The organism is Luteibacter sp. CQ10 (assembly GCF_040900725.1).
In the GTDB taxonomy this organism is placed as follows: Bacteria; Pseudomonadota; Gammaproteobacteria; order Xanthomonadales; family Rhodanobacteraceae; genus Luteibacter.
In genome coordinates this window covers 404,533-425,845 of sequence record NZ_JAEUYM010000003.1, presented here as the reverse complement: position 1 = coordinate 425,845, position 21,313 = coordinate 404,533, and the positions used below count along the sequence as shown (strand labels likewise).

The 21,313-nt window shown below is 65.4% G+C and carries 24 protein-coding genes and 1 tRNA gene; 12 read left to right on the top strand and 13 right to left on the bottom strand.

Translation table 11 applies throughout. From position 1 onward, the window contains the following. Positions 1-22 precede the first annotated feature (22 nt). Positions 23-1,501 (top strand): OprO/OprP family phosphate-selective porin, encoded by a 1,479-nt coding sequence (locus JNG39_RS14995; protein ID WP_368312551.1) that lies wholly within the window; start codon positions 23-25, stop codon positions 1,499-1,501. Between the two features lie 134 nt (positions 1,502-1,635). Here the strand turns inward: JNG39_RS14995 and JNG39_RS14990 are convergent, their stop codons facing one another. Further along, entirely contained in the window at positions 1,636-2,313 is a 678-nt protein-coding gene (locus tag JNG39_RS14990) for a class I SAM-dependent methyltransferase (protein WP_368312548.1), read from the bottom strand. Positions 2,314-2,460: 147 nt separating this feature from the next. Here JNG39_RS14990 and JNG39_RS14985 point away from each other — a divergent pair, with 147 nt between their 5' ends. Next, complete coding sequence (locus tag JNG39_RS14985) at positions 2,461-2,700, top strand: hypothetical protein (RefSeq protein ID WP_247367718.1); 240 nt, start codon at positions 2,461-2,463, stop codon at positions 2,698-2,700. 38 nt (positions 2,701-2,738) lie between these two features. On the opposite strand, the gene JNG39_RS14980 is transcribed toward JNG39_RS14985, so the two are convergent. Genes JNG39_RS14980 through JNG39_RS14955 form a run of 6 tightly spaced genes read right to left on the bottom strand, consistent with a single transcriptional unit; the run spans position 2,739 to position 8,063 of the window. After that, positions 2,739-3,461, bottom strand: a complete 723-nt coding sequence (locus JNG39_RS14980; protein ID WP_368312546.1) for a hypothetical protein — start codon at positions 3,459-3,461, stop codon at positions 2,739-2,741. Then, positions 3,443-4,720 (bottom strand): GTP-binding protein, encoded by a 1,278-nt coding sequence (locus JNG39_RS14975; protein WP_368312544.1) that lies wholly within the window; start codon positions 4,718-4,720, stop codon positions 3,443-3,445. The genes JNG39_RS14980 and JNG39_RS14975 overlap by 19 nt, the downstream gene beginning before the upstream one ends. A gap of 25 nt (positions 4,721-4,745) precedes the next feature. Next, positions 4,746-5,453, bottom strand: coding sequence for a DUF3299 domain-containing protein (locus tag JNG39_RS14970; RefSeq protein WP_368312542.1), 708 nt, complete (start codon positions 5,451-5,453; stop codon positions 4,746-4,748). Further along, the gene (locus JNG39_RS14965) at positions 5,450-6,706 is read right to left on the bottom strand and encodes an ABC transporter permease (protein WP_368312539.1); all 1,257 of its coding nucleotides are present in this window, start codon (positions 6,704-6,706) and stop codon (positions 5,450-5,452) included. The genes JNG39_RS14970 and JNG39_RS14965 overlap by 4 nt, the downstream gene beginning before the upstream one ends. After that, positions 6,703-7,410 carry an ABC transporter ATP-binding protein gene (locus JNG39_RS14960; protein ID WP_368312537.1) on the bottom strand — a complete coding sequence of 236 codons (708 nt, stop codon included), beginning with the start codon at positions 7,408-7,410 and terminating at the stop codon, positions 6,703-6,705. The genes JNG39_RS14965 and JNG39_RS14960 overlap by 4 nt, the downstream gene beginning before the upstream one ends. Continuing rightward, a complete protein-coding gene (locus JNG39_RS14955) occupies positions 7,407-8,063 on the bottom strand; it encodes a DUF2796 domain-containing protein (protein WP_368312535.1) in 657 nt (218 codons plus the stop codon). Before JNG39_RS14955 ends, JNG39_RS14960 begins: the two co-directional genes overlap by 4 nt. A 29-nt stretch (positions 8,064-8,092) precedes the next feature. Here JNG39_RS14955 and JNG39_RS14950 point away from each other — a divergent pair, with 29 nt between their 5' ends. From JNG39_RS14950 to JNG39_RS14935, 4 genes are all read left to right on the top strand, one after another. Continuing rightward, positions 8,093-8,347 carry a tryptorubin family RiPP precursor gene (locus JNG39_RS14950; RefSeq protein ID WP_368312534.1) on the top strand — a complete coding sequence of 85 codons (255 nt, stop codon included), beginning with the start codon at positions 8,093-8,095 and terminating at the stop codon, positions 8,345-8,347. Between the two features lie 104 nt (positions 8,348-8,451). Further along, a complete protein-coding gene (locus JNG39_RS14945) occupies positions 8,452-9,495 on the top strand; it encodes a cytochrome P450 (RefSeq protein WP_368312531.1) in 1,044 nt (347 codons plus the stop codon). Between the two features lie 207 nt (positions 9,496-9,702). Then, a complete protein-coding gene (locus JNG39_RS14940; protein WP_368312529.1) occupies positions 9,703-10,866 on the top strand; it encodes a zinc-dependent alcohol dehydrogenase in 1,164 nt (387 codons plus the stop codon). A gap of 19 nt (positions 10,867-10,885) precedes the next feature. Beyond that, positions 10,886-12,247 carry a cation:proton antiporter gene (locus tag JNG39_RS14935; RefSeq protein ID WP_368312528.1) on the top strand — a complete coding sequence of 454 codons (1,362 nt, stop codon included), beginning with the start codon at positions 10,886-10,888 and terminating at the stop codon, positions 12,245-12,247. A gap of 144 nt (positions 12,248-12,391) precedes the next feature. Here the strand turns inward: JNG39_RS14935 and JNG39_RS14930 are convergent, their stop codons facing one another. Beyond that, the gene (locus JNG39_RS14930) at positions 12,392-12,772 is read right to left on the bottom strand and encodes an ArsR/SmtB family transcription factor (RefSeq protein ID WP_368312526.1); all 381 of its coding nucleotides are present in this window, start codon (positions 12,770-12,772) and stop codon (positions 12,392-12,394) included. 252 nt (positions 12,773-13,024) lie between these two features. Here JNG39_RS14930 and arsH point away from each other — a divergent pair, with 252 nt between their 5' ends. The 3 genes from arsH to JNG39_RS14915 all read left to right on the top strand — a co-directional run bounded on the left by arsH (position 13,025) and on the right by JNG39_RS14915 (position 15,328). After that, positions 13,025-13,705, top strand: coding sequence for an arsenical resistance protein ArsH (arsH, locus tag JNG39_RS14925; RefSeq protein ID WP_368312838.1), 681 nt, complete (start codon positions 13,025-13,027; stop codon positions 13,703-13,705). A gap of 77 nt (positions 13,706-13,782) precedes the next feature. Further along, a complete protein-coding gene (arsC, locus tag JNG39_RS14920) occupies positions 13,783-14,190 on the top strand; it encodes an arsenate reductase (glutaredoxin) (RefSeq protein WP_368312837.1) in 408 nt (135 codons plus the stop codon). 193 nt (positions 14,191-14,383) lie between these two features. Beyond that, positions 14,384-15,328 (top strand): MASE1 domain-containing protein, encoded by a 945-nt coding sequence (locus JNG39_RS14915; protein WP_368312524.1) that lies wholly within the window; start codon positions 14,384-14,386, stop codon positions 15,326-15,328. A 27-nt stretch (positions 15,329-15,355) separates the two neighbouring features. On the opposite strand, the gene JNG39_RS14910 is transcribed toward JNG39_RS14915, so the two are convergent. Both JNG39_RS14910 and JNG39_RS14905 read right to left on the bottom strand, forming a co-directional pair. Beyond that, positions 15,356-15,790 (bottom strand): hypothetical protein, encoded by a 435-nt coding sequence (locus tag JNG39_RS14910; RefSeq protein WP_368312523.1) that lies wholly within the window; start codon positions 15,788-15,790, stop codon positions 15,356-15,358. Positions 15,791-16,196: 406 nt separating this feature from the next. Further along, positions 16,197-16,286, bottom strand: a tRNA-Ser gene (locus tag JNG39_RS14905). Positions 16,287-16,433: 147 nt separating this feature from the next. Here JNG39_RS14905 and JNG39_RS14900 point away from each other — a divergent pair. Beyond that, a complete protein-coding gene (locus tag JNG39_RS14900) occupies positions 16,434-17,138 on the top strand; it encodes a PP2C family serine/threonine-protein phosphatase (protein WP_368312522.1) in 705 nt (234 codons plus the stop codon). Between the two features lie 79 nt (positions 17,139-17,217). On the opposite strand, the gene dnaQ is transcribed toward JNG39_RS14900, so the two are convergent. From dnaQ to JNG39_RS14885, 3 genes are read right to left on the bottom strand one after another with little or no spacing between them, the layout of a single operon-like run. After that, entirely contained in the window at positions 17,218-17,940 is a 723-nt protein-coding gene (gene dnaQ, locus JNG39_RS14895) for a DNA polymerase III subunit epsilon (RefSeq protein ID WP_368312519.1), read from the bottom strand. Further along, positions 17,937-18,392, bottom strand: a complete 456-nt coding sequence (gene rnhA, locus JNG39_RS14890; protein ID WP_144910278.1) for a ribonuclease HI — start codon at positions 18,390-18,392, stop codon at positions 17,937-17,939. The genes dnaQ and rnhA overlap by 4 nt, the downstream gene beginning before the upstream one ends. A gap of 12 nt (positions 18,393-18,404) precedes the next feature. Continuing rightward, positions 18,405-19,094, bottom strand: a complete 690-nt coding sequence (locus JNG39_RS14885; protein WP_368312517.1) for a methyltransferase domain-containing protein — start codon at positions 19,092-19,094, stop codon at positions 18,405-18,407. Positions 19,095-19,250: 156 nt separating this feature from the next. Here JNG39_RS14885 and gloB point away from each other — a divergent pair, with 156 nt between their 5' ends. Continuing rightward, positions 19,251-20,018 (top strand): hydroxyacylglutathione hydrolase, encoded by a 768-nt coding sequence (gloB, locus tag JNG39_RS14880; RefSeq protein ID WP_368312515.1) that lies wholly within the window; start codon positions 19,251-19,253, stop codon positions 20,016-20,018. Further along, entirely contained in the window at positions 20,015-21,271 is a 1,257-nt protein-coding gene (locus JNG39_RS14875) for a transglycosylase SLT domain-containing protein (protein WP_368312513.1), read from the top strand. Before gloB ends, JNG39_RS14875 begins: the two co-directional genes overlap by 4 nt. Positions 21,272-21,313: the final 42 nt, after the last annotated feature.

The following is a 21,313-nucleotide window of genomic DNA, read 5'->3' as shown; positions in this document are numbered from 1 at the left end:
CGCGATCGAAGGGGAACCCACCATGCGCAACACACCACGCCTCTACGTGGCGATCGCCGCCGTGCTTCTCGCCGGCCCCACGTACGCCGCCGACACCGTCAGTAACGCGGAGCTGCTCAAGCTCATCAAGGCCCAGGCCGCCGAGATCAGCGACCTGAAAAAACGCCTCGCCGCCGTCGAACACGAGCGGCCGCCCACCGCCGCCACACCGTCCGTCGCCTCGGACACGCCAGCCACGCCGGGCCCGAACCACGATGCGCAGGTGGAAGCCGCCATCGCCGACACGCGCGAAAGCGAACTGGCCGTGGCCCTCGCCCGTGGCACGGGCGGCGGTGGATCGAGCAGCAACAGCGTGCGCTGGGGGCGCGGCGGTGAAGCCGGGCCCACCTTCCGCAGCGACGACGGCTATTTCAGCTTCAAGCCCAACGGCCGTCTGCTCATCGACTTCACCCGCACCCGGGGATCGAGCTACGACACGCGCAACATCAGCGGCGCGCAGATCACCAGCGCGCGATTGGGCGGCGAAGGCACCATCGGCGCCCTGGGTTACCACGTCGAAGCCGACTTCGCCGACAACGAAGTCGCCCTGCGCCAGACCTACCTCACCTACGCCACGAAGCTGTTCGGCCATACGGCGAAGTTCTACCTGGGCAACTTCTTGAAGGACCTCGGCACGGAAGGCTCGTCCGAATCCGCACGCGTGCCCTTCATGTTGCGCAACGCCGCCACGGCGGTGGGCCAGCCGGTGGTGAGCTACTTCGGCATGGGCGCGCAGATGCGCGTGTACGGCGACAACTGGCACTACAGCCTGTCGGTGAACGGCAACGCGCCGAACAGTTCCACGTCGGGCAAGAACACCGATTCCACCACCTACCTCACCCGCGCGCACTGGAACCCGATCAAGACCTCCGACGGCTTCCTGCACGTGGGCTCCTGGTATTACTACGAGAAGATCAGCGACGGCGTCACCAGCATCAACAACACCCCGGCCATCGCGCTCGACTACAACGACAACCTCGCGGTCTCGGCCAGCTCCATCGCCAATCCCACGCAGGATCACGGCAAGGGTTTCGAGCTGGGCGGCGTGTTCCGTAACTTCTGGATGATGAACGAGTACGGCAAGCGCACCATCGATTCGAGCACGGCCGAGTCGGTGAGCCGCCATGGTTCGTCGTTCGCCGCCGGCTGGATGATCACCGGCGAGGCGCCGGGATTCTCGTCGCGTTCGGGCAGCTGGAAAGCGGTGAAGGTGAACCATCCGGTCACCTCCGGCGGCTGGGGCGCGTTCGAGCTGGCGGGTCGTGTCGACCATTACGACTACGCCGACGCACCTCGCGGCGGCAAGGGCAAGAGTTACACCCTCGGCCTCAACTGGTACCTCAACGACTGGTCACGCCTGATGCTCAACTATATCCACTGGGACACCGACAACAAGGTCGGCAGTTTCCAGGGACCGGACACGGGCAACTCCATCGGCATGCGCGCGCAGGTGGTGTTCTGAGCAACCGCCTGAGTGTTGCGCAAACACCCAGCTCACGGCGTTAGGCCCAGGGCTGCGCGGGTACGGCGATACTTCGGCGTACCCGCGCGGCACGGCGTCCACGACGAAGGGCCCGGCATTCGCGACGAGTGCCTTCAAACCACCGGTAGGCGCTTGGGTTCCGACACCGAAAACAACGCCACGCAGCCCACGACCTCGATGGTCACCTTTCCGAAGCGTACGTCGAGTTCACGACGCAGGTCGTCCAGGCGGTCTCCAGCGTTACCGAAGATCCCCTTCCGGTTATAGAACGCCATCAGCTTCGTCGCCATGCCCGAACGGACCACGCCCTCGGCCAGGATCGTCGCGCCGAACATCGTGCCGCCCGGCGCCAGCAGCGATACCAGGTGATCGAACACGATGGCCTTCTCCGCGATGTCGCCGGGCAGGCAGTGGAGCAGGTAGACCAGGCTGATGGACGCGTACGTGCGATCGACGCCCCGGATGGGCTGGAGCACGTCGGCCACATGGCTGATGGGAGAGTATCGTTCCACGCGCTTTGCCGCGCTACGTAACGCGTTGCGGTTGAGGTCCATCAGGCCCAGGCGTACGCCGGCCGGGAACCGGCACCGATCCAGATACCAGCCCGTACCCACGCCCACGTCGAGGTGATGGTCGCTGACGTGGCGGTCGTACAGGGCCAGGATCCGCGGCGTGGGGCAACGCCAGATCGTCGGATTGGAAATCCGCAGCACGAGGGTGTCGTAGATGGCCAGCGTCGCCGGCGAATACACCGACTGGCTGTCATGGTCCTTGGTTTCCTGCAAACTCATGGGGTCGGTCTCGGCCTGGGGACGGGGTCGGCCAGCATGGCATGGCCTCGGGGCGCCGGTCATGGACGCTTCTAGCGCGACGCCCCCGCCGCTAAAGATTCCCCGCCATCGGCCGATTCTTCCACCAAGCATTTCGATACCGAGCCCATGCCCGTCCAGACTGCCCGCCACGCCAACCTGCGAACCCTCCTCACCCAATTGGAGGCCGAAGGCGTCGCCGGATACGCCGAGCAGGCCGCCTACCTGGGCAACATCACCGAGGGGCGCCTGGCCTCGATGGATCACGGCGGCGACATCGACGTGATGTTCGCCCAGCACGTCGAGTGGGTATTCCACCGCCGCAAGGGCTGGATGGACGAACTGCATTCCGATCCGCTGGAAGCCTGAACGAGTCAGGCACGTAGGGGCATGAGTGCCCTGGCGGTTCACTGGCAGGTCGCCGGGAGCCCATCGACCATGGCCCGGATCGCCACCGCCGCATGCGCGGCTTCGATGCCCTCCGTGCTGCAAAGCGCCCTGATCCGGCTTCTCGCCTCCGCCCGCACTCCCGAGCACTGCCATTCGCGCAGCGCATCCAACGGCAAGGCGGCGTAGGCCACGCGGCTGCACTCATCGACGGCACGCGCATGGAGGGAGGCCTTCGCCAATTCGTCGGGAACGACATCCATGTCCGGGTCGAAATAACTGTCCGGAAATGCCGCCATGTATCTTGCCGGGTCGAGTTCGCGAACGTACGGACCCACATGCAACGCGAAGGGTGCACCGCACGGGGCGTTCCTTACCGCCTCCCTGACGAGATCGGCCGTGGCCTTCCGCGTCGTGTCGCCGATCGCCTTGAGCACCGGGAGACCCGCGACCACCGCCATCCTCGGCAGATCGTGCGCCTGCGACGACGCGCAACGGGCCTGCAACGCCGCCACGATGAGGAAGATCACGTCGTCGGCCACGTCGCCGTCCACCTGCATCCGACGTCCCACCGTCTGCGCCTCGGCACCGGCCAGCACCACGGCGGCGGACCCGATCGACGGCGACGGCGGCGTCACCTGGTCGCCATGCGACCGTCGATGCGCGACGCCGACGGCCAGCGCGACGAAAACGCCCACCGCACATAACCAGGCCACGGTTTTCATCACGCCGCGGAATGCCACCCGGGAAACGTATCGGGCAACTGCTGCCAGGCAACGGGACCTTGCGCCATCTCGGCCTCGGTGAGGAGGCACGCGTCCAGCGCGCGGCGCACCTGCGCTTCCGGCAGGTCGACGCCGATCATCACCAACTCCTGGCGGCGGTCGCCATAGCGTGGATGCCATACCTCGGCCAGAGCCCGCCGTTGCTCGATGCTCGGCAACTCCACCGCGGTGGGAGGCCGAACATGGAGATCGCCGTTCGCGAAGGGCCGGACGAGGCCTTCACGCACACGTTTGCGACTGGCCCACCAATGTCCCGCCGCGGCCGTTTCCGTCGCACCGCCCGCGACGGCGAGGCTACCTACCCAATCCATCCGGCTGGCGAGCCAAAAGTAACCTTTGGCACGCAGCACCCCAGGAATGCCACTCGCCAACAGCGAATGGAACCGCACGGGATGAAGCGGCCTGCCGCTGCGATAGACGAAACTCGTAATGCCATATTCCTCGGTTTCCGGCGTGTGCTGGCCCATCAGCTCCTTGACCCAGCCCGGAGCGGTCTGCGCCCTCTCGTAGTCGAACAGGCCGGTGTCGAGCACCGCGGAAAGATCGACATCGCCGAAGGAGGCGTCGACCAGGCGCGCGTCCCGGTTGAGGGCACGCAGCACCCGATGCAGCTCGTGGCGCCTACCTTCATCCAGCCGGTCACACTTGTTGACGACGATGACGTCGGCGAACTCGACCTGTTCGGTCAACAGGTTCACCAGCGACCGGCCGTCGCCGTCGCCGTTGCTTTCGCCGCGTGCCGCCAGCGAATCGGGTGAACAGTAATCGGCGAGGAAGCCGACGCCGTCGACCACGGTCACCATGGTGTCCAGGCGGGCCACGTCGGATAGCGAGAAACCGGCCTCGTCGCGCACATGGAACGTCGCGGCGACCGGCATGGGCTCGGAAATGCCCGTCGATTCGATGAGGAGGTAATCGAAGCGCTCCTCGGCGGCCAGCCGCGTGACCTCCTGCATGAGATCGTCGCGAAGCGTGCAGCAGATGCAGCCGTTGGAGAACTCGACGAGCTTCTCGTCGGTTCGGCTCAAGGCCGCGCCACCGTCGCGAACGAGCGTGGCGTCGATATTGATCTCGCTCATGTCGTTGACGATGACCGCCACCCGCAAACCTTGCCGGTTACGCAGCACGTGGTTGAGCAAGGTGGTCTTACCGGCGCCGAGGAATCCGGAAAGGACGGTGACGGGCAACGGCCGCCGACGAGCAGGAAGGGTTTGCATGGATGGCCTCATGGTCTGGACGGCGTCATTCGAACGCCTCGCGGAGGCGTTTCGCATCGTCGTCGTGGTAGGGCTCGATGACCGCGTCGCTCATGGCGTAGGCGGACGAGGCCATCGCGTTTCGGGTCACTTCCGTGTGCAGCACGCCCTTGAGGGTCAAGGGGTCGTAAAGGCTGGGGGTGACCACGCCGTGCGCCAGGCGCACGTGAACGAGCATGTTGGGTGGGGGCGGCGGCACATGGATGCATGCGCCGTAGAACGGCACGAAGAAGAATTCGACCATCTTCCCGTCGTCGTCCGACTCCAATGGCACGACGTAGCCCGACAGCTTCACTTTCCTGCCGGCCAACGCCGCCACCGTGTGCAGGGTGCCGGTCTGCTTCGTCCGCCGGTTGCCCACGTGCAGAACCGGCGGCGCATCCCGGAGCAGCGCGATGTCCTCGGGTGGCACCATGCGGCTCCAGTCGAGATCGACGAAACCTTCTTCATCGGGCTCACCCAGGAACGACACACCGGGCCGCACGGCGGCTTTCGCGACGCCATGAGCCGCCGCATAGGCACGCGCGGCCACGATGCCTTCGGCCCGCGCCCTCGCCAGCGCAGCGCGTCCCGCATCCGCTTCGGCCTGGGCACGGGCCAATGCCGACTCGGGAGCGGTTCGCTGTTCGCCATCGCCGCCCTGGCATCCGGCGAGAACGGCACATGCCATCAGGAGCGGGAGTGCGCGAATCACAGGCGCACCTGCAAGCCGTCCGCGAGCGAGCGCCGATAGGCCATCCATCCGGGTACGCACCCCGCCAGCACGCCGACGGCGAAGACCGCCCCCAGCAACGGCCACTCACCCGGCGCGGGAGTCTGGTCGATGACGAGGCCCGCGTTCACGAGGAGATAGTCGCGCGTGACCGCCGTCACCAGCGCCAGCAACAGCCATCCCGCGATCATGCCTGCCAACGTGAGTAGCGTGCTTTCGATGACCAGCAGCGCGAAGATCACGCGAGCGGACGCGCCCACCGCGCGCAACACGGCCATCTCGCGGCGCCGCTCGTTGAGCATGCCGACCAGCGTGCCGAGCATTCCCGACATGCCGGCGAGGAGCACCATCGCGCTGACGACACGCAACGCGTTTTCAGCGGTGCCGACCAGGTGCCAGAGTTCGCCCAACGCCACGCCGGGCAGCACGGCGAGCAAGGGTTCTTCCGGGTAGTCGTCGATAGCCCGCTGCACCGCGAAGGCGGACAAGCGCGAGCGCAAACCCACGAGCGCCGCGGTGATCGCCTTGGGCGCGAGATCCGCATGCCTGGCCTGCTCCGACGTGGTGGCGGCTCCGGGCAACGGCACGCCGGAGCGCCAGTCGAGGTGGATGGCTTCGATCGCTGGCAGGCTCACGAGAATCGAAGCATCGACCGGCGTACCCGTGGGCGCCAGCACGCCGCCGATCCGGAACGGCTTGTCGGCGTGCTGCGCCAGCAAGGCACCACCCAGGCCATGCGAGAGCACGATGGTGTCGCCCACCTCGTAATGAAGCCGCCTTGCGACCTGCGAGCCGATGACGGCATCGTAGAGATCGTCGAACGGCTTGCCGGCGGCGAAGCTCAGCCGGTTCGCCCGGCCGTAACGGTAATACCGGAAGAAGTCGGCGGTGGTGCCGGTCACGCGGAAGCCACGGTGCGAGTCGCCCAGTGACAACGGCACCGTCCATGCCACCTCCGGCATGGCGGCGATGTCCTGGTAGCTCTTCCACGTGATGTTGTTGGTGGCCTCGCCCACATGGAAGACCGCGTAAAGAAGCAGGCTTACCGGGCCGGTCCTCGCACCTACCAGCAGGTCCACGCCGGATACGCTGCCGGCGAAGCCCTGCCGTGCATCGGCGCGCACGCGCTCGACGCCGAGCAGCAGGAAAACGCTCAAGGCGATGGTCAGCAGGCTCAGCGCCACGCCCACCTTGCGTTGGCCCAGGCTCCTGAGGGTCAGGTAGAGCAGGCTCATGATGCCGCGCCCTGCCACAGGGATACGGAACGGTCGAAGTGACGCGCCAGCGACAGGTCATGGCTCACGAAGACCACTCCCGTGCCGTGGCGACGGCATTCCTCGAGCAACAGGCGCAGAAAGGCATTGCGGCTGGTCATATCCAACGCCGAGGTCGGCTCGTCCGCCAGCAACAGCGCCGGACCGCCGATCAGCGCGCGAGCGGCGGCGACGCGCTGTTGCTGGCCCACGCTCAACTCCCCCGTGCGCGCATGGAAGGTCGTCCTTGCATCCAGGCCCAGCGCGAGAAGCAGGCGCCTCGCTTCGCCACGCACCGAGGCGCGGGACGACCCAGCCCGCGCCGCCCTCTCCCGAGACCACGCGCAGCCGAGCAGGACGTTCTGCATCGGATCGAGAAACGGCAGGAGATTGAACTGCTGGAAGACATAGCCGAGGTGATTCGCGCGAAAACCGTCGCGCGCCGCCGGTGTCGCGGCCGCAAACGACGTGCCCAGCACGGACACGTCGCCGTCGGTCGGCGAGAGCACCCCCGCGAGCAATCCCAGCAAGGTGCTTTTCCCGCTGCCGCTGGGGCCGCAAAGGAACAGGCGCTCGCCTCGCCCCAGTACGAGGTCGTCGAAGGCGAGCGCGTTTTCGCTATCCCGCCATGCGTAACGCAAGCCACGCGTACGCAGCAGTGGCGCATCTTCGCCATAGGGAATCATGGCGAAAGATCGACATGGACGGCCGGGGCATCGAGCGTCTGCCGCACGCTGCCGGATGCGGTGATGATGTCGACCACCATTTCGCGCACCGAAGGAAAGGCGTTCGGCAATCCGATGTCGATACCGTCGAGTTGGCTCATGTCACGGCATGTGAGCCACCCCCGCGCCACGTAATCGGCGTGACCGCCCGGTGTGCTACCCCCCGGATCGGGCGTCTCCACCGTTACCTGGTTCAGGCGGCAATCGGCCGCTTTGGCCGGCATCAGCCATGAGCCGCTCCTGAGCACGCCGATCGCCGTGGCGACGGCCTCGTTCTCCGCCATCGTTGCGGGGGCCCGCTCGAAGCCCACGACATCGTGGCCGGGAAGAATCGCTTCCACCTCGACCCGGCCGCCTTCCTCCGAGATGTGCACGGTGGCCTGCCCGTGCACGTGGGGACCCACATGCCGCTCCTGCGCACCGACCACGGTCGAGAGGATCGCAAAAAGAAACGGAAAAACCATGAAATGCCTGCGCACGAAGCGATGCCATTGGAGTGTTATATTATAACATAATGCACATGGCAAATCTGTCGGTCCGACAGTCCCATCGCACGGTGGCCGCCCGAACACCGACCAGCGCGGTGCCGCCTGCGTGACCTCGCGCATGCACATGGAAGACAAGAGCACCGTGCAACCGAACAATGCGTATTCGGCAGGAGTTCCGCGCAGGGAGGGCTACTTGCGAAGCCAATCACATTTATCGAATCGCCCGACCGTGTCGGCATCGCCGATACCTGACTAGTATGGAAAGTGAAACGTCATGTCATCCCGGCGTTTCCGTCCGTCGTTCCCATCCCTCAGAGGAAGTGCTGATCATGAAGATGCTTTTTTCCCTGAAGAACAAGCTGTCCCCGAAGAAGAGCCTCAAGGCGTACGCGTGGTACCTCTGGTACTGAACCGGCACCCCGGCATGCCGTCGCTTCAACGGTGAGCCGTGATCGATTCGGCCGCGCCGGGTCGAGTCCCGGCGCGGCTTTGATGTCTTCAGGGAACGCACTTCATGATCTCCACCGGCGGACAAGCCCGACAGACGGTATTCGCCCCCCGGCTCCAGGCACTGCTGGATGAACATCGCGGCAAGGATCTATTCCGGCTCGATGACGATACCGTGGGCGTCGCCAGCCCCGAGTTGATGCACCGCATCCTCTCCGCGCGCTACGCCACCGAAACCGAACGCCCTACCTTTAAACCGCTGCACGGCCGGTCCATCCAGCGCTCCGACGCGATCCAATGGATGCAGGCCATTGGCCGCGACGTGCGTACGGCGTTGAAGAAGCCGATACCCGAAGATACCGATCTGTCCGGCGAATGGCCCCAGACGGGCCACAACTATCTGCGCGACCTGCTCCTGCGCAACGATCCCCAACGCCTGCGCGCGCTGATGAGTCGCGTACTCGAACTGACGCCCAAGCTGACATGGGCGGTTATCGCCGTGGGCGCGTTGCGTCCGTTCCACCTTGGGGAAGATGCCTCCGTGGTCGCCGGGATGCCCGCGAATACCCGCGGCTACCATGACCGACGCTATGCCATGGGCCTGTATCGTCGAACGGTGGCACCGGTGTGCTTCACCATCTCCACGCTCGTCGCCAACGCGCTGTGGCTAGGCTCACCGTTCGATGAGTGCACGCCGAACAGCCACATCCTGTACGAGGCGATGCGCCTGCTGCCGCCGTCCTGGAACATCCTGCGCAACGCGTCGCCCGAGTATCCCGCCATCGATTCCCGCATCGGGCCCGAGGACGACGTGCTGATCCTGCCGCTGCTCAGCCAGCGTGACCCGGCGATCTGGGACGCGCCCGACACGTTCCGGCCCGAGCGATGGAACGACATCGATCCCGACGATCATCCGGCGTACCTGCCCTTCGGCCATCGCTCGGAACGCTGTTGGGGACGGCACATGGTGATGCCGTTGGCGGACATGCTCCTCGATGTCCTGCGCAGGGAAGGCATGGCGGTCAGCCCGTACCAGACGGCCGTCGACGTGCCGCTGGCCGGGCTGCTGGGCGTGTCGCAGATTCAGGTGTCCACGCGCCGCGCCCACTGAGGGCGATCCATCAAGCAGCGGCCTTCGGCTGCCGCAGGAGTTGCTTCTTCCGCGCTTCCATCCGCTCACCGAGCTCCTCGAGCTGCGCCTTGTCGAGCAGCTTTTTCGCGTCTCTTTACACGCGGCACGTGAAGATCGCCGCGGTAATCGCCGACCTGCCCTTCAACTTCGCTGGTCCAGGATGGGGTTTTACGACGGGAGCGCGACATGAAGGCACTGACCTACCATGGCTCGAAAGACGTGCGCGTCGAAACGATGCCTGACCCGACCCTCCTATCGGGCGACGACGTGATCCTGCGCGTGACCGCGACCGCGATCTGTGGGTCTGACCTTCATCTCTATCACGGCAAGATTCCCGAAACCAAACACGGCGATATCTTCGGACACGAGTTCATGGGCGTCGTCGAAGAAGCAGGCCCTGACGTAACGAACGTCGCCGTCGGCGACCGGGTGGTGATTCCCTTCGTCATCGCCTGCGGAAAGTGTTTCTTCTGTGAAAACGATCTGTTCGCCGCCTGCGAAACCACCAATCCGGACCAGGGCGCCAGCCTGCGGAAACGGAACGGCATGACGCCTCCCGCCGCCCTGTTCGGCTATTCGCACCTCTACGGCGGCGTGCCCGGCGGACAGGCGGAGTTCGTTCGCGTGCCGAAAGCCAACGTCGGCCCCTTCAGGATACCGGGCAGCCTGGACGACGAGCGCGTGTTGTTCCTTTCGGACATCTTGCCCACGGGCTACCAGGCGGTGCTCAATGCCAAGGTCGGACAAGGTTCCAGCGTCGCCATTTTCGGCGCCGGCCCGGTCGGCCTGATGGCGGCCGCCTGTTGCCGCATGCTCGGCGCCGAACGTATTTTCATGGTCGACTCCGAACGCTATCGGTTGGATTTCGCCGTCTCCGCGTTCGACGTCATACCCGTGGACTTCAGCAAGGTCGATTCGTCCGAGTTCATCCTGGAGCAGACCGGCGGACGCGGTGTCGACGCGTCCATCGATGCCGTCGGCTTCGAGGCGAAAGGCAGCACCACGGAAACCGTGCTCAGCACGTTGAAGCTGGAGACCAGCTCGGGGGAAGTGCTTCGCCAATGCATCACGGCGACCCGGCGTGGTGGCGTGGTGAGCATCCCTGGCGTGTATGCAGGCTTCATCCACGCGTTCCTGATCGGCGATGCCTTCGACAAAGGCCTTACCCTCGCCATGGGTCAGACCCACGTCCAGAAATTCCTTCCGGAGCTGCTCGAATTCATCGAAGACGGCAAGTTGCAACCTGACATCATCATTTCCCATCGCATGAAACTCGCCGACGCGGCCAAGGGCTACGAGATCTTCGATAAGAAGGAGGACAACTGCCGCAAGGTCGTGCTCACGCCATGACCTGGCAGTAACCCCGCCCATGGGAATACTCGGCTGGATCGTCTTCATCAGCGTTCTCCTGGCGGTGACCTCCACGGCCGCCGGGTGGATTCGCCGTGGCCCGATCACCTCGTTCGCGATCTACCTGGTGATGGGTGTGGTCGTGGGCCCCGCAGTCCTCGACCTGGTGCGCCTCGATATCGCGGATAACGCTTCCTGGTTGCGTGGGATGACCGAGGCCGGCCTGGTGGTCTCCCTCTTCATCACCGGGCTGAAACTACGCCTTCCGCTTCGGCACCGCGCGTGGTTCACGTCGCTTCGGCTCGCTGTCCCCGGCATGCTGTTGACCATTGCCGGGGTGACCTGCCTGATTCATGCGTTTCTTGGATGGCCGTGGCCCGTCGCATTGGCGATCGCCGCCATGCTGTCGCCTACCGATCCGGTCCTGTCCAGCCTCGTCTCCGTGGACGATGCCCGTGACGACGACGCCATGCGCGTGGCGCTATCGGGCGAGGCCGGTCTCAATGACGGGACGGCGCTTCCGTTTCTGCTGCTCGCGCTGACGCTGCTCGCCACGCCGCACATGGAGCACGGCGCATGGCTTCACTGGTTCACGCGGGATCTCGTCTGGGAGTGGGTGGGCGGAATCGGCTTCGGCCTCGCCGTGGGGTGGCTCGTCGGGTATGGAGGCACGCATCTTCGTCATGCGACGCAGGATGTCGCGCCCAGCGATTTCCTCGCGCTGGGCATCATGGGCCTCGCTTATGGGGGTGCCGAACTCCTGCACGCCTCCGGTTTCCTCGCCGCATTCGCCGCGGGCGTCGGCTTGCGCCGCGTCGAACTGACCGTGACGGAGCAGCACAGTGGCAGCGAGAAAGACGGCATGGCCGACGACTCGCCCGCTGAACTCCTCGTGCGGCCGAACGAACGAAGCACCGCCGACACCAAGCATCCCGCCCACACCGTCGGCTGGGTGGTGTCGGATGCGCTTTCCTTCGGCGACACCACGGAGCGCCTCATCGGTGGCGCGCTCGTCTTCGTCGCGGGCATCGCGGCCTGGCCGTCGTTCAGTGCTGCCGGTGTCACGGTGGCCCTTGCCCTGTTCTTCGTCATTCGTCCCGCGGCCGTATGGATATCCACGATGGGCGAACGCTTGCCATGGCAACGTCGCCTGCTCCTGGGGTGGTTCGGCATCCGCGGGCTGGGCAGCCTCAACTATCTCGCGTTCGCACTCACGCACGGCCTGTCGGGAAATGTCGGCAAAACCGTCGCCCATGCCGTTCTCACCGTGGTGGCGCTGAGCATCCTGGTCCACGGCGTGAGTACCACGCCGCTCATGAACTGGCGTGGCCGAGCGCTGGAAAGTCGTCGCGAGCGGCAGTCACCGGAACGGGAGCGTTAGACGCGCCCTTCCCGCCAAAGGTGTCGCGAAAGATCCCCGCCATGGCGAACCGACGCGCGACGCATCATTCGACCGCCGACGACGCGAACGCACTGGACTGGTTCGCCCCTTTTGACGTTTCAGAGGAAGCGCTGACGGTAAAGGTCAGCGACCGGACGCTTTGGCGCGAGCCGATCGCGCTGCTGCAGCCCGCTCTGATTTAGCGCGCGTGACTACCGGCGGCGGTCCGCATTGAACGCCGCTAGCTGCGCAGCAGTTCTCGGTCAGGTATTCGACCAGCTCGTTCACGGACGAGATCACGGGAGCGTAGTAGATGAATCGTCCAGCCTGGCGACTGGTGACGAGGCCGGCGTGCAGCAATTCCTTGAGATGGAACGACAGGGTCGCATTCGCCAACCCAAGGCACTCGCCGATCTCGCCCACCGGCAAACCATCCGGCCCCTGCTCGACGAGAAGTCGAAAAATCGCCAGGCGGGATTCCTGGGCGAGGGCAGAAAGAACCTTGATGGCGTCGAGGGTTTTCATGAAAGCCAGTCTATCAGGCGTGTCCAGCGGCGCTCGCGCCCCTGGCGAGCGCCGGCGCAGAGCAAGGGCGGCCAATGTCGTCAGCCGTGGCAGAGCACCATGGGTACGAGGAACGGTAGGCCGGCGATCGGGCGGAACCCACGCGATCAACGGACATTCGTTTCGACATTTCTAGAATGCTAGAATTGTTATCGCCAGGCAATTCCCGGAGCATTCGTGAGCGTCAACGACCTTCCCCATCTCGACGGCCCCCTGCCCCACCCGGCCTGGGAACGCCTCACCGTGGACCACGACGGCGGGCATCCGCCGCGCATCCTCATCCTTTACGGTTCGCTGCGGCCTCAATCGTTCAGCCGCAAGCTCGCCCTGGAAGCCGAACGCATCCTTCGCCATCTCGGCGCGGAGACGCGCGTGTTCGATCCGGCGGAACTGCCCATGCTCGACAGCGTGGCCGCGGACCATCCCAAGGTCCAGGAACTACGCGCCCTGTCGTTGTGGTCGGAGGGGCATGTATGGGTCAGTCCCGAGCGCCACGGAACCATCACCGGCGTATTCAAGAACCAGATCGACTGGCTGCCGCTGGAAAGCGGTGGCGTGCGGCCCACGCAGGGACGCACGCTTGCCGTCATGCAGGTCTCCGGAGGATCGCAGTCGTTCAACGTCGTAAATACGCTACGCGTTCTGGGACGATGGATGCGCATGGTCACCATCCCCAACCAGTCTTCGGTTCCCAAGGCCTGGACCGAATTCGACGATGAGGGCCGCATGAAGCCTTCGCCCCTCTACGACAGGGTGGTCGACGTCATGGAAGAACTGATGAAATTCACGCTTCTCGTGCGCGGTCGCAGCGACTACCTGGTCGACCGCTACAGCGAACGAAAAGGCGCTGCCGAAGCGCGCGCCTTGGCGGCGAAGGCCAACGTGGTCGAGTAACCACCCCGCGTGGGCGCGGCATCCCGTGCGCCCGACGCCTCACCCACCTGCTGCCCACTCAAGGCGAAGGCATGACCATGCAAGCCACCATCTACCACAACCCCGACTGCGGCACGTCGCGGAACACGCTCGCCATCCTGCGTCATGCGGGCATCGAGCCGACGATCGTCGAATACCTGAAGACACCGCCCGATCGGGAAACGCTGATGCGGCTGTTTCGCGATGCCGGACTCACGGCCCGCCAGGCCGCGAGGCAAAAGGGAACGCCATTTGACGAACTGGGCCTGGGCGACCCGTCGGTCGACGACGAGGCGATCGTCGACGCGATGCTGGTCCATCCAATCCTGATCAACCGTCCGTTCGTCGTGACCGAGCGCGGCACCCGCCTGTGCCGCCCGTCCGAGGTGGTGCTGCAGATCATTCCCCCGTTGCCTTCGCCGTTCATCAAGGAAGACGGCGAGATCGTCGGGCCGTCGGCGCAGTGAACCGCGCCGCCGTCGGGCGCAGGCGTCAGGGCGCGTGATCGGGCGGACCACCGAGCATGGCGTTCATCATGCGGATTCGGCAAACGTGTTCCACCCCATACGTGCCATGTGCCAATCGTGGATTGAAATCGTGCCATGATTGAAAAGTTGACTGACGGACCACGAATCACTACCACCAGACCAGGGGAAGGACGTGAACGGAAGCACGGGGGAACGACGCGTCACGAGCGCGACTTACTGGGACGTTTGGGGTAAGCACGTCGCCATCGCCGCGGCCTATGCCGGTTTCTACGAACTCTGCCGTTACGTCAGCGTGCCCCAATGGATGCTGATGAGCGGTTTCCGCCTCACGTGCCTGCTGCTGTTACCCACGCGGTACTGGCCCGCTGTCGTGATGGGCGAAGCGCTGCCCCTGCTGGAAAATGCCTTGATATGGGAGCACCGGTTCGGCCTTCTGTGGGCCGGAATGGCGGCCGTACCCATGGCACTGATGTGGATGCCTGCACTTGGATGGCTACGGAATCGTTGGCCCATCCAGGATGCCGACGGGCACCCCCGCATGATGGCGATCCTCTCCGCCAATCTCGTCACGTCGATCATCACCGCGGTTGCGACCACCGTGGTCCTGGTCGTGTCGCTGCGGTATCGACCGGGTGACTGGCCCGAGGTCGATCCCGAAGATTACGTGTTCCCCTATCTGCTGGGCGCCTACCTCGGCGCACTGACGGTCACACCTGCGGTACTCGCATTTTATGGACGATTCCGCGCACTCGGTGACCGGCCTCTCAGCGTCGGGCTCGTGTGGCGCAGCCCACTCCTTCGCGACATGCTCTGGTGGGTGCTTCCCTCCCTGGCCCTCCTCGCCTGGGCGGCCTCAATGGCACCGAACGATATCCTGCGACAAGCCGCCCGGTTCGCCATGCTAGTGCCCATTCTCGGAATGGGCTGGCGTCATTCGTGGCACGGGACGGCCACCGCGGGCATGGCCGCCAGCGCCGCCATGGCCATGACGGCCACGGCCTTTCTCGATTCGCAGATGATCCAGGCTCAGGTCACCCTGGCGCTGACCCTTTCCGGCGCATTGCTCCTGGGTTCGCGAACCAGGAACACCCGGGCCCTGAAGCCCGGGCGATCCTGACATATCGTCACCTGACGTAAGCGACGATCACTTCATGGCGCAGTCGGGCGGGGAACCATCGCACTGCGTCGGTGCCGCGAGAAGACGCATCGTGCCGTCCGCTTGAGGGGCGGCGCGGATGGTCATGCCGTCGTCCTGATAGACCGGATCGCCGGCGGCGGGCGCGGAGGGATCCGTCGTCACGGTCCACCGGTCGGCATCCATGCCGATGGGAAGCTCCAACACCTGTCCGTCCACGTAGCCGATAGCACCGCGGACGTTGCCGTTGAGGTCGTTGACCTGGACGTAGCGCACGCCGGATCTCGTGAAGGCATACACATGAAAATGGCTGTTGCCACTCAGGTCCGGCGCGTTGGGCCACGATTGACCGAGGCCGGTGGCCGGCGGCGCGGCGGCCGCCGCCGCACCACATCCAAGCAGCAAGGCGACCGACAGAAGAGACTTGCAGAAGATGAAACGCATACAGGACTCCATTGTTCGCGTTATTGGGAGTCTCAAGCGTAGCCGACGGCCAGGGTGAAACGCCTGTGCTGACGGCAGAATCTCCTCATGGGTGCGAGCGAATTCACCCGCAAGCCAAGGGCAAGTCTCGCTTCTACGCGCATGTCATTTTTCCGATCCGTCGACCTCGACCTCCCCCCATCCATCCGGCCACGCGTCGTCACCGTCGACGAGTAATCGTAGGACTCGCTGGTCTGGACATCCCTCCGAACTGTGAAGGCGCCCGGCAAACTCGTGCATGCCGCGGGTCGCATTCCTGAATCGCCATAGCCCCAGGCTCATGATGACCGGGTTCACGGAGGACCTTTCACCGGGAGACAAAAAACGAAGCCCCACACAATGGCGGGGCTTCGTGAGTCACTATATCTGGCGGAGAGGGTGGGATTCGAACCCACGGTACGCTTGCACGTACGCCTGATTTCGAGTCAGGTACATTCGACCACTCTGCCACCTCTCCGGGAACGGTCGTCAACAGGGTTGGGACCCTGCCGAGTCGGCAATGATAATGGGTCTTCCGTGCCGTGACAACAGGCTTTTGATGGGGCATCCTGCCTCGGCTTTCCGGGCGCTTCGACGCCCACTTCCCCGCTCTCCCAAGGCCCACATGATCGAGTTCGGACACGGCACGCACACGGGACTTCGCCGCCTGCGCAACGAGGACACCTACTACGCCGATGCGTCGCTCGGCCTCTTCCTGGTGGTGGACGGCATGGGCGGGCACCGGCATGGCGAGGTGGCGTCGGCCACCGCGCGCGATGGCGTGGTGGCGCAGGTCGGTGCGGGGCAGTCGCTGGTGGACGCCATTCAGCGGGTAAACGAAGCGCTCATCGCCAAGTCCAGCGGGTTGGCCGAATCGCGGCCGATGGGTACGACCATCGCCGCCGTGCGAATCGACGGGCGGTCGTACGAGGCGGCCTGGGTGGGCGATAGCCGGATCTACCGGTGGGACGGTTCCCTGGAGCGGCTGTCCCACGACCATTCCATCGTGGAGGCGCTGGTCGAGGCCGGCGAGCTGACCGAGGCCCAGGCGCGGAATCATCCGCAGCGCAGCCTGCTCACCCAGGCACTGGGAATCACCTTGCCCGACCAACTGCATATCGGGCTGGCGCGCGGCGAGTTGCGGGCGGGAGCACGATTGCTGCTTTGCACGGATGGCCTTACCGATGAAGTCGACGATGCGAAGATCGCCGAGATCGTCTCGCGCTCGGATATCGCCGCGCAGGAAGCCGTGGATCAGTTGATCCTGAAGGCGCTGGCGGGCACGGGGCGGGATAACATCACCGCCATCCTGGTGCGTGCGGCGGATTGAGCAAAAGCTCGCGGCCTGCAGCGGTCCCGCTCGGCATCGCCGCTGAAGCGGCTCCTACCGAGCGGATGATCGCGAACCGTCAATGCACCGTGTCGGATTCGAGGCGGCGCCAGATGCTCTGGCCGCCGGCGGCCTTGTCGAGGGCGTCGAGGCGCTTGTCGTGCAACTCGGCCTCTTCGGGACTTGCACGCAACACGATGGGACGGCGGGCGATGACGATGTTGTCGAGCACGCGCGACGCGTTGTTGTCGGCACCCGCGTCGAAGACGAAATCCAGGCCCACCTGGCCCGACGTCATCGCGACGTAGACATCCGCCAGCAACTGCGCATCGAGCAGGCCGCCGTGGAGATCGCGTTTGGTGTTGTCCACGCCCAGGCGCTTGCAGAGCGCATCGAGGCTGTTGCGCTGACCGGGATACATCGTGCGCGCCATCACGAGCGTATCGAGCACGCTGGCGTGATCGGCGATGCGCCCATAGTGCGCGCCGGCCATGCGCAACTCGGCATCGAGGAAGCCCACGTCGAACGCCGCGTTGTGGATGATCAGCTCGGCGCCCTTGATGAAGGCCAGGAACTCGTCCACCTTGTCGCGGAAGAACGGCTTATCGATCAGGTCTTCGTCCTTGATGCCCGTGACCTTGCTCGCCTCTTCGTCGATGGCACGCTCGGGATTGAGATAGGTGTGGAAATGACGGCCCGTGGGGCGGCGCCCGATCATCTCGACCGCACCGATTTCGACGAGGCGGTGCCCCTGCTGCACTTCCAGGCCCGTGGTTTCCGTATCGAGAACGACCTGCCTCATGCGACCTTGCCCTTCGCCTTGTAAATCAGCGCCTGATCGCGCGCGGCGGTGTCCACGCGCTCGTTTTCGTCGTGGCCGCTGTGGCCCTTCACCCACTCCCAGGTCACCGTGTGCGCGGCGGCCGCCGCGTCGAGGCGCACCCAGAGGTCCTGGTTCTTCACCGGCTTCTTGTCGGCCGTCATCCAGCCATTGCGACGCCACTTGGGCACCCACTCCTGCACGCCCTGCATCACGTACTTGGAGTCGGTCATGAGGTGCACCTCGCAGCGACGCGTGAGCGCCTCCAGGCCGGCGATGGCGCCCATCAGTTCCATGCGGTTGTTGGTGGTGTCCGGTTCGCCGCCGGAAAGCATCTTTTCGATGCCCTTGGCCCGCAGCAGCGCGGCCCAGCCACCCGGGCCGGGATTGCCGAGGCAGGCGCCATCGGTGAAGAGTTCAACGGTGTCGGTCATGTAGGGGATCGGCTAAAGGGTTTGACGGGCGTTGCGGCGAGCACCCGAGGCGAGCGAGCCGGACATCGGCGCCGGCACGGCTACCGGGCGGGGGCGCAAGGGTACCGCCGCCGGACGTTTTTTGCGCGCCAGCAGCAGATATCCGCCGCCCAGCAGGGATTCGGCGAACGGTGAACCGCTGGCACGCGGCCAGGGGCTGCCCACGCGGCGCGGCATGGCGAGTTCGAAATCGTCGCGCACCAGGCGCTGGCTCCACCACCATGGCCAGGTAAGGCGGGGACGGGTGCCCTGGCTACGTCTCGCCAGCCAGGGAGACCACAGGCCGACGGGATGGATGCCGGTGATCGCGAGCATGCCGCCGGGCGCCAGCACGCGGATGGCCTCGTCGAGCAGGTTGTCCTGCCGCGCCGTGGTTTCGAGCGCGTGGCGCAGCAGCACCACTCCGAACGCGTCGTCGGCGAACGGGAGGGCCTCCAGGCCGCTTGCGTGCACGTCCCCACCCAGGACGGCGCCGGCCACCTTCACGGTCGCCCAGTGGCCCAGGAGAGGCAAGGCGGGCACCCCGGCCTGGGCCGAGGCCGTGAGGTGCAGGCCATGGTCGCCCGTGCAACGGGCCAGCAGGGGGCCGAGCACGCGATCCTCGTCGGCCATCAGCTTGCCGATCGGGGGCGAGGCGTAGATGTCGGGGTTAAGGTGAGGCATGCGTGTCGAGTGTAGTGAGGTTGAACGGCATCCGCACCGTTAACGAAATTCCAACAAGCAGCCCATACCCCGTTGATATAGTCCGGCCGCCCCGCCCCTTCGGGCGGCCATTCCTTGGGTGTTCGCGCCCTATCGACGTGTCACGGAGTCCGCCCGATGCATTGGGTACCCGTCGCGGCCTTGAGCGACAACTACATCTGGCTGGTCGCCGACGACGAGGGCAACGCCTTCGTCGTGGATCCCGGTGAAGCCGCCCCCGTCGAAGCCGCCCTCGCCGAGCGCGGCTGGACGCTGCGGGCGATCCTGCTCACGCACCATCACAACGACCACATCGGTGGTGTCTCCGACCTCGTGGCACGCCACGACGTCGAGGTGTACGCCACGGGCGATCCGCGCATCCAGCCGAAGAACCGTTTCGTGGAAGACGGCGACGTCATCACGCTGGAATCGCCGCGCGCCACCTTCCGGGTGATCGCGGTGCCCGGCCACACGACGACGCACGTAGCTTATGTCGGCGAAGGTTTCCTGTTCTGCGGGGACACCCTCTTCAGCGTCGGTTGCGGCCGCCTTTTCGAAGGCACGCCGGAACAGATGCTCGCTTCGCTCGACCGCTTCGCGGACCTGCCCGGCGACACGCTGGTCTGCTGCGCCCACGAGTACACCGCGGCCAACATCCGTTTCGCGCTCAGCGTCGATCCGGACAACGGCCCCTTGCGCCTCCGTCGTGACGAGGTGGCGCGCTTGCGCGAGGAGGGCCGTCCATCCGTGCCCAGCCGCCTCGCCGACGAGTACGCCACCAATCCTTTCCTGCGCGTCGACAGCGAGGCGATCGCCCGCTGGGTCGAGGCGCAGGGCAAGGACCACGCCACGCGTGCGCAGCGCTTTGCCGCGCTGCGCCAGGCCAAGGACACCTTCAACGCATGATCGCTCTCAGCCGGCGGCTGTTGCCCACCCTCATCCCGCTTCTGCTGACGGCCTGCGCGGCCGTTCCGCAACATCCGGTGGCCACTCCCGCGCCGCCGGTCATCGCGCCGCCGGTGGACGACGTGGCCTTCGTGCCGAAGATGATCCGCCCTGCCCCGCCCGCGGATTTCTGGGCGAGCATGCGCGACAGCTTCGGCATGCAGGGTTGCTCGGCCGATCCGCAAGTACTGGCCTGGGCACGCACCTACACGAAGATGCCGAATCGCTTCGAGCAGCAGGTGAACGAAGTGCTGCCGCTGATCGTCTACGCGCACAAGTCGGCGATGACGCACGGCGTGGCGGGCGAGTTCGCGTTGCTGCCCTGGGTGGAAAGCCAGTACCGCCATGTGCCGGGCAAGAAAAACCGGCCTGCCGGCATGTGGCAGATCATGCCCGAGACCGCGCGCACCCTTGGCCTGCGCGTCGAGAAGAATTACGACGAGCGCCTGGACATCGCCAAATCCACCAATTCGGTGATGTCGATGATGCGCCGCTACTACGACGACCTCGGCGACTGGCGCCTGGTCGACGTGGCTTATAACGCGGGCGAGTTCGGCCTCAAGCGAACGATCGACAAGCATGGCGGACCGTCGGACGACGAGGGCCTGCCCGACGTGCCCATGAAGGCCACCACGAAAGAGCACCTGGTCAAGCTGATGGCCATGGCGTGCATCGTGCGCGATCCGGCCCGTTTCAACGTGCAGTTGCCGCGGCAAGACCTCGATGACGCGCTACAGGTGGTGCAGGTGTCCAATCCGCAGTCGCTCGCGCAGGCCGCGAAGCAGTCGGGCCTGTCGATGAACGACCTGCGCGACTTCAATCCGGCATACCGCACCGCAAAGGGGATGGTCACCTCCAGCCTGTTGCTGCCGAAGAGCGCCGCCGACCAGTACAAGCTCGGGCCGGTCGATCCGGTGGCTGACGTGGCGGACGCGTCGGCCGATGCGTCCATGGATGACGAAGCCGCAAAGCCGGCGACGGCCAGGCACGGCAAGGGCAAGGGCAAGGCGTCGAAGAAAACCGTCGCCGCTGCGAAGAAGTCGGCGAAGAAGGACGAACCGCAGCTGGTGATCCACAAGGTCAACAACGGCGAATCGCTGTGGTCGATCGCGCGCTTGCACCAGGTGAGCGTGGAACAGCTGGTGAAGTGGAACGACCTGCAGACGAAGGCGGTGAAGCCCGGGCAGGTTTTGAAGCTCACGGCGTCGCGCTGATTACATAGGAAACGTCGTCGATTTCAGTCGGGACCGACGCGC

Coding starts and splice junctions, on each gene's coding strand:
- JNG39_RS14955 (WP_368312535.1), bottom strand. CDS start 8,063: ATGTGCATGCGCGAGGTCACGCAGGCGGCACCGCGCTGGTCGGTGTTC.
- JNG39_RS14940 (WP_368312529.1), top strand. CDS start 9,703: ATGAAGGCACTGACCTACCATGGCTCGAAAGACGTGCGCGTCGAAACG.
- JNG39_RS14975 (WP_368312544.1), bottom strand. CDS start 4,720: ATGCAAACCCTTCCTGCTCGTCGGCGGCCGTTGCCCGTCACCGTCCTT.
- arsC (WP_368312837.1), top strand. CDS start 13,783: ATGCAAGCCACCATCTACCACAACCCCGACTGCGGCACGTCGCGGAAC.
- JNG39_RS14950 (WP_368312534.1), top strand. CDS start 8,093: ATGCGTATTCGGCAGGAGTTCCGCGCAGGGAGGGCTACTTGCGAAGCC.
- JNG39_RS14985 (WP_247367718.1), top strand. CDS start 2,461: ATGCCCGTCCAGACTGCCCGCCACGCCAACCTGCGAACCCTCCTCACC.
- dnaQ (WP_368312519.1), bottom strand. CDS start 17,940: ATGAGGCAGGTCGTTCTCGATACGGAAACCACGGGCCTGGAAGTGCAG.
- rnhA (WP_144910278.1), bottom strand. CDS start 18,392: ATGACCGACACCGTTGAACTCTTCACCGATGGCGCCTGCCTCGGCAAT.
- JNG39_RS14990 (WP_368312548.1), bottom strand. CDS start 2,313: ATGAGTTTGCAGGAAACCAAGGACCATGACAGCCAGTCGGTGTATTCG.
- JNG39_RS14960 (WP_368312537.1), bottom strand. CDS start 7,410: ATGATTCCCTATGGCGAAGATGCGCCACTGCTGCGTACGCGTGGCTTG.
- JNG39_RS14910 (WP_368312523.1), bottom strand. CDS start 15,790: ATGCGTTTCATCTTCTGCAAGTCTCTTCTGTCGGTCGCCTTGCTGCTT.
- JNG39_RS14875 (WP_368312513.1), top strand. CDS start 20,015: ATGATCGCTCTCAGCCGGCGGCTGTTGCCCACCCTCATCCCGCTTCTG.
- JNG39_RS14995 (WP_368312551.1), top strand. CDS start 23: ATGCGCAACACACCACGCCTCTACGTGGCGATCGCCGCCGTGCTTCTC.
- JNG39_RS14930 (WP_368312526.1), bottom strand. CDS start 12,772: ATGAAAACCCTCGACGCCATCAAGGTTCTTTCTGCCCTCGCCCAGGAA.
- JNG39_RS14935 (WP_368312528.1), top strand. CDS start 10,886: ATGGGAATACTCGGCTGGATCGTCTTCATCAGCGTTCTCCTGGCGGTG.
- JNG39_RS14965 (WP_368312539.1), bottom strand. CDS start 6,706: ATGAGCCTGCTCTACCTGACCCTCAGGAGCCTGGGCCAACGCAAGGTG.
- JNG39_RS14900 (WP_368312522.1), top strand. CDS start 16,434: ATGATCGAGTTCGGACACGGCACGCACACGGGACTTCGCCGCCTGCGC.
- gloB (WP_368312515.1), top strand. CDS start 19,251: ATGCATTGGGTACCCGTCGCGGCCTTGAGCGACAACTACATCTGGCTG.
- JNG39_RS14945 (WP_368312531.1), top strand. CDS start 8,452: ATGATCTCCACCGGCGGACAAGCCCGACAGACGGTATTCGCCCCCCGG.
- JNG39_RS14885 (WP_368312517.1), bottom strand. CDS start 19,094: ATGCCTCACCTTAACCCCGACATCTACGCCTCGCCCCCGATCGGCAAG.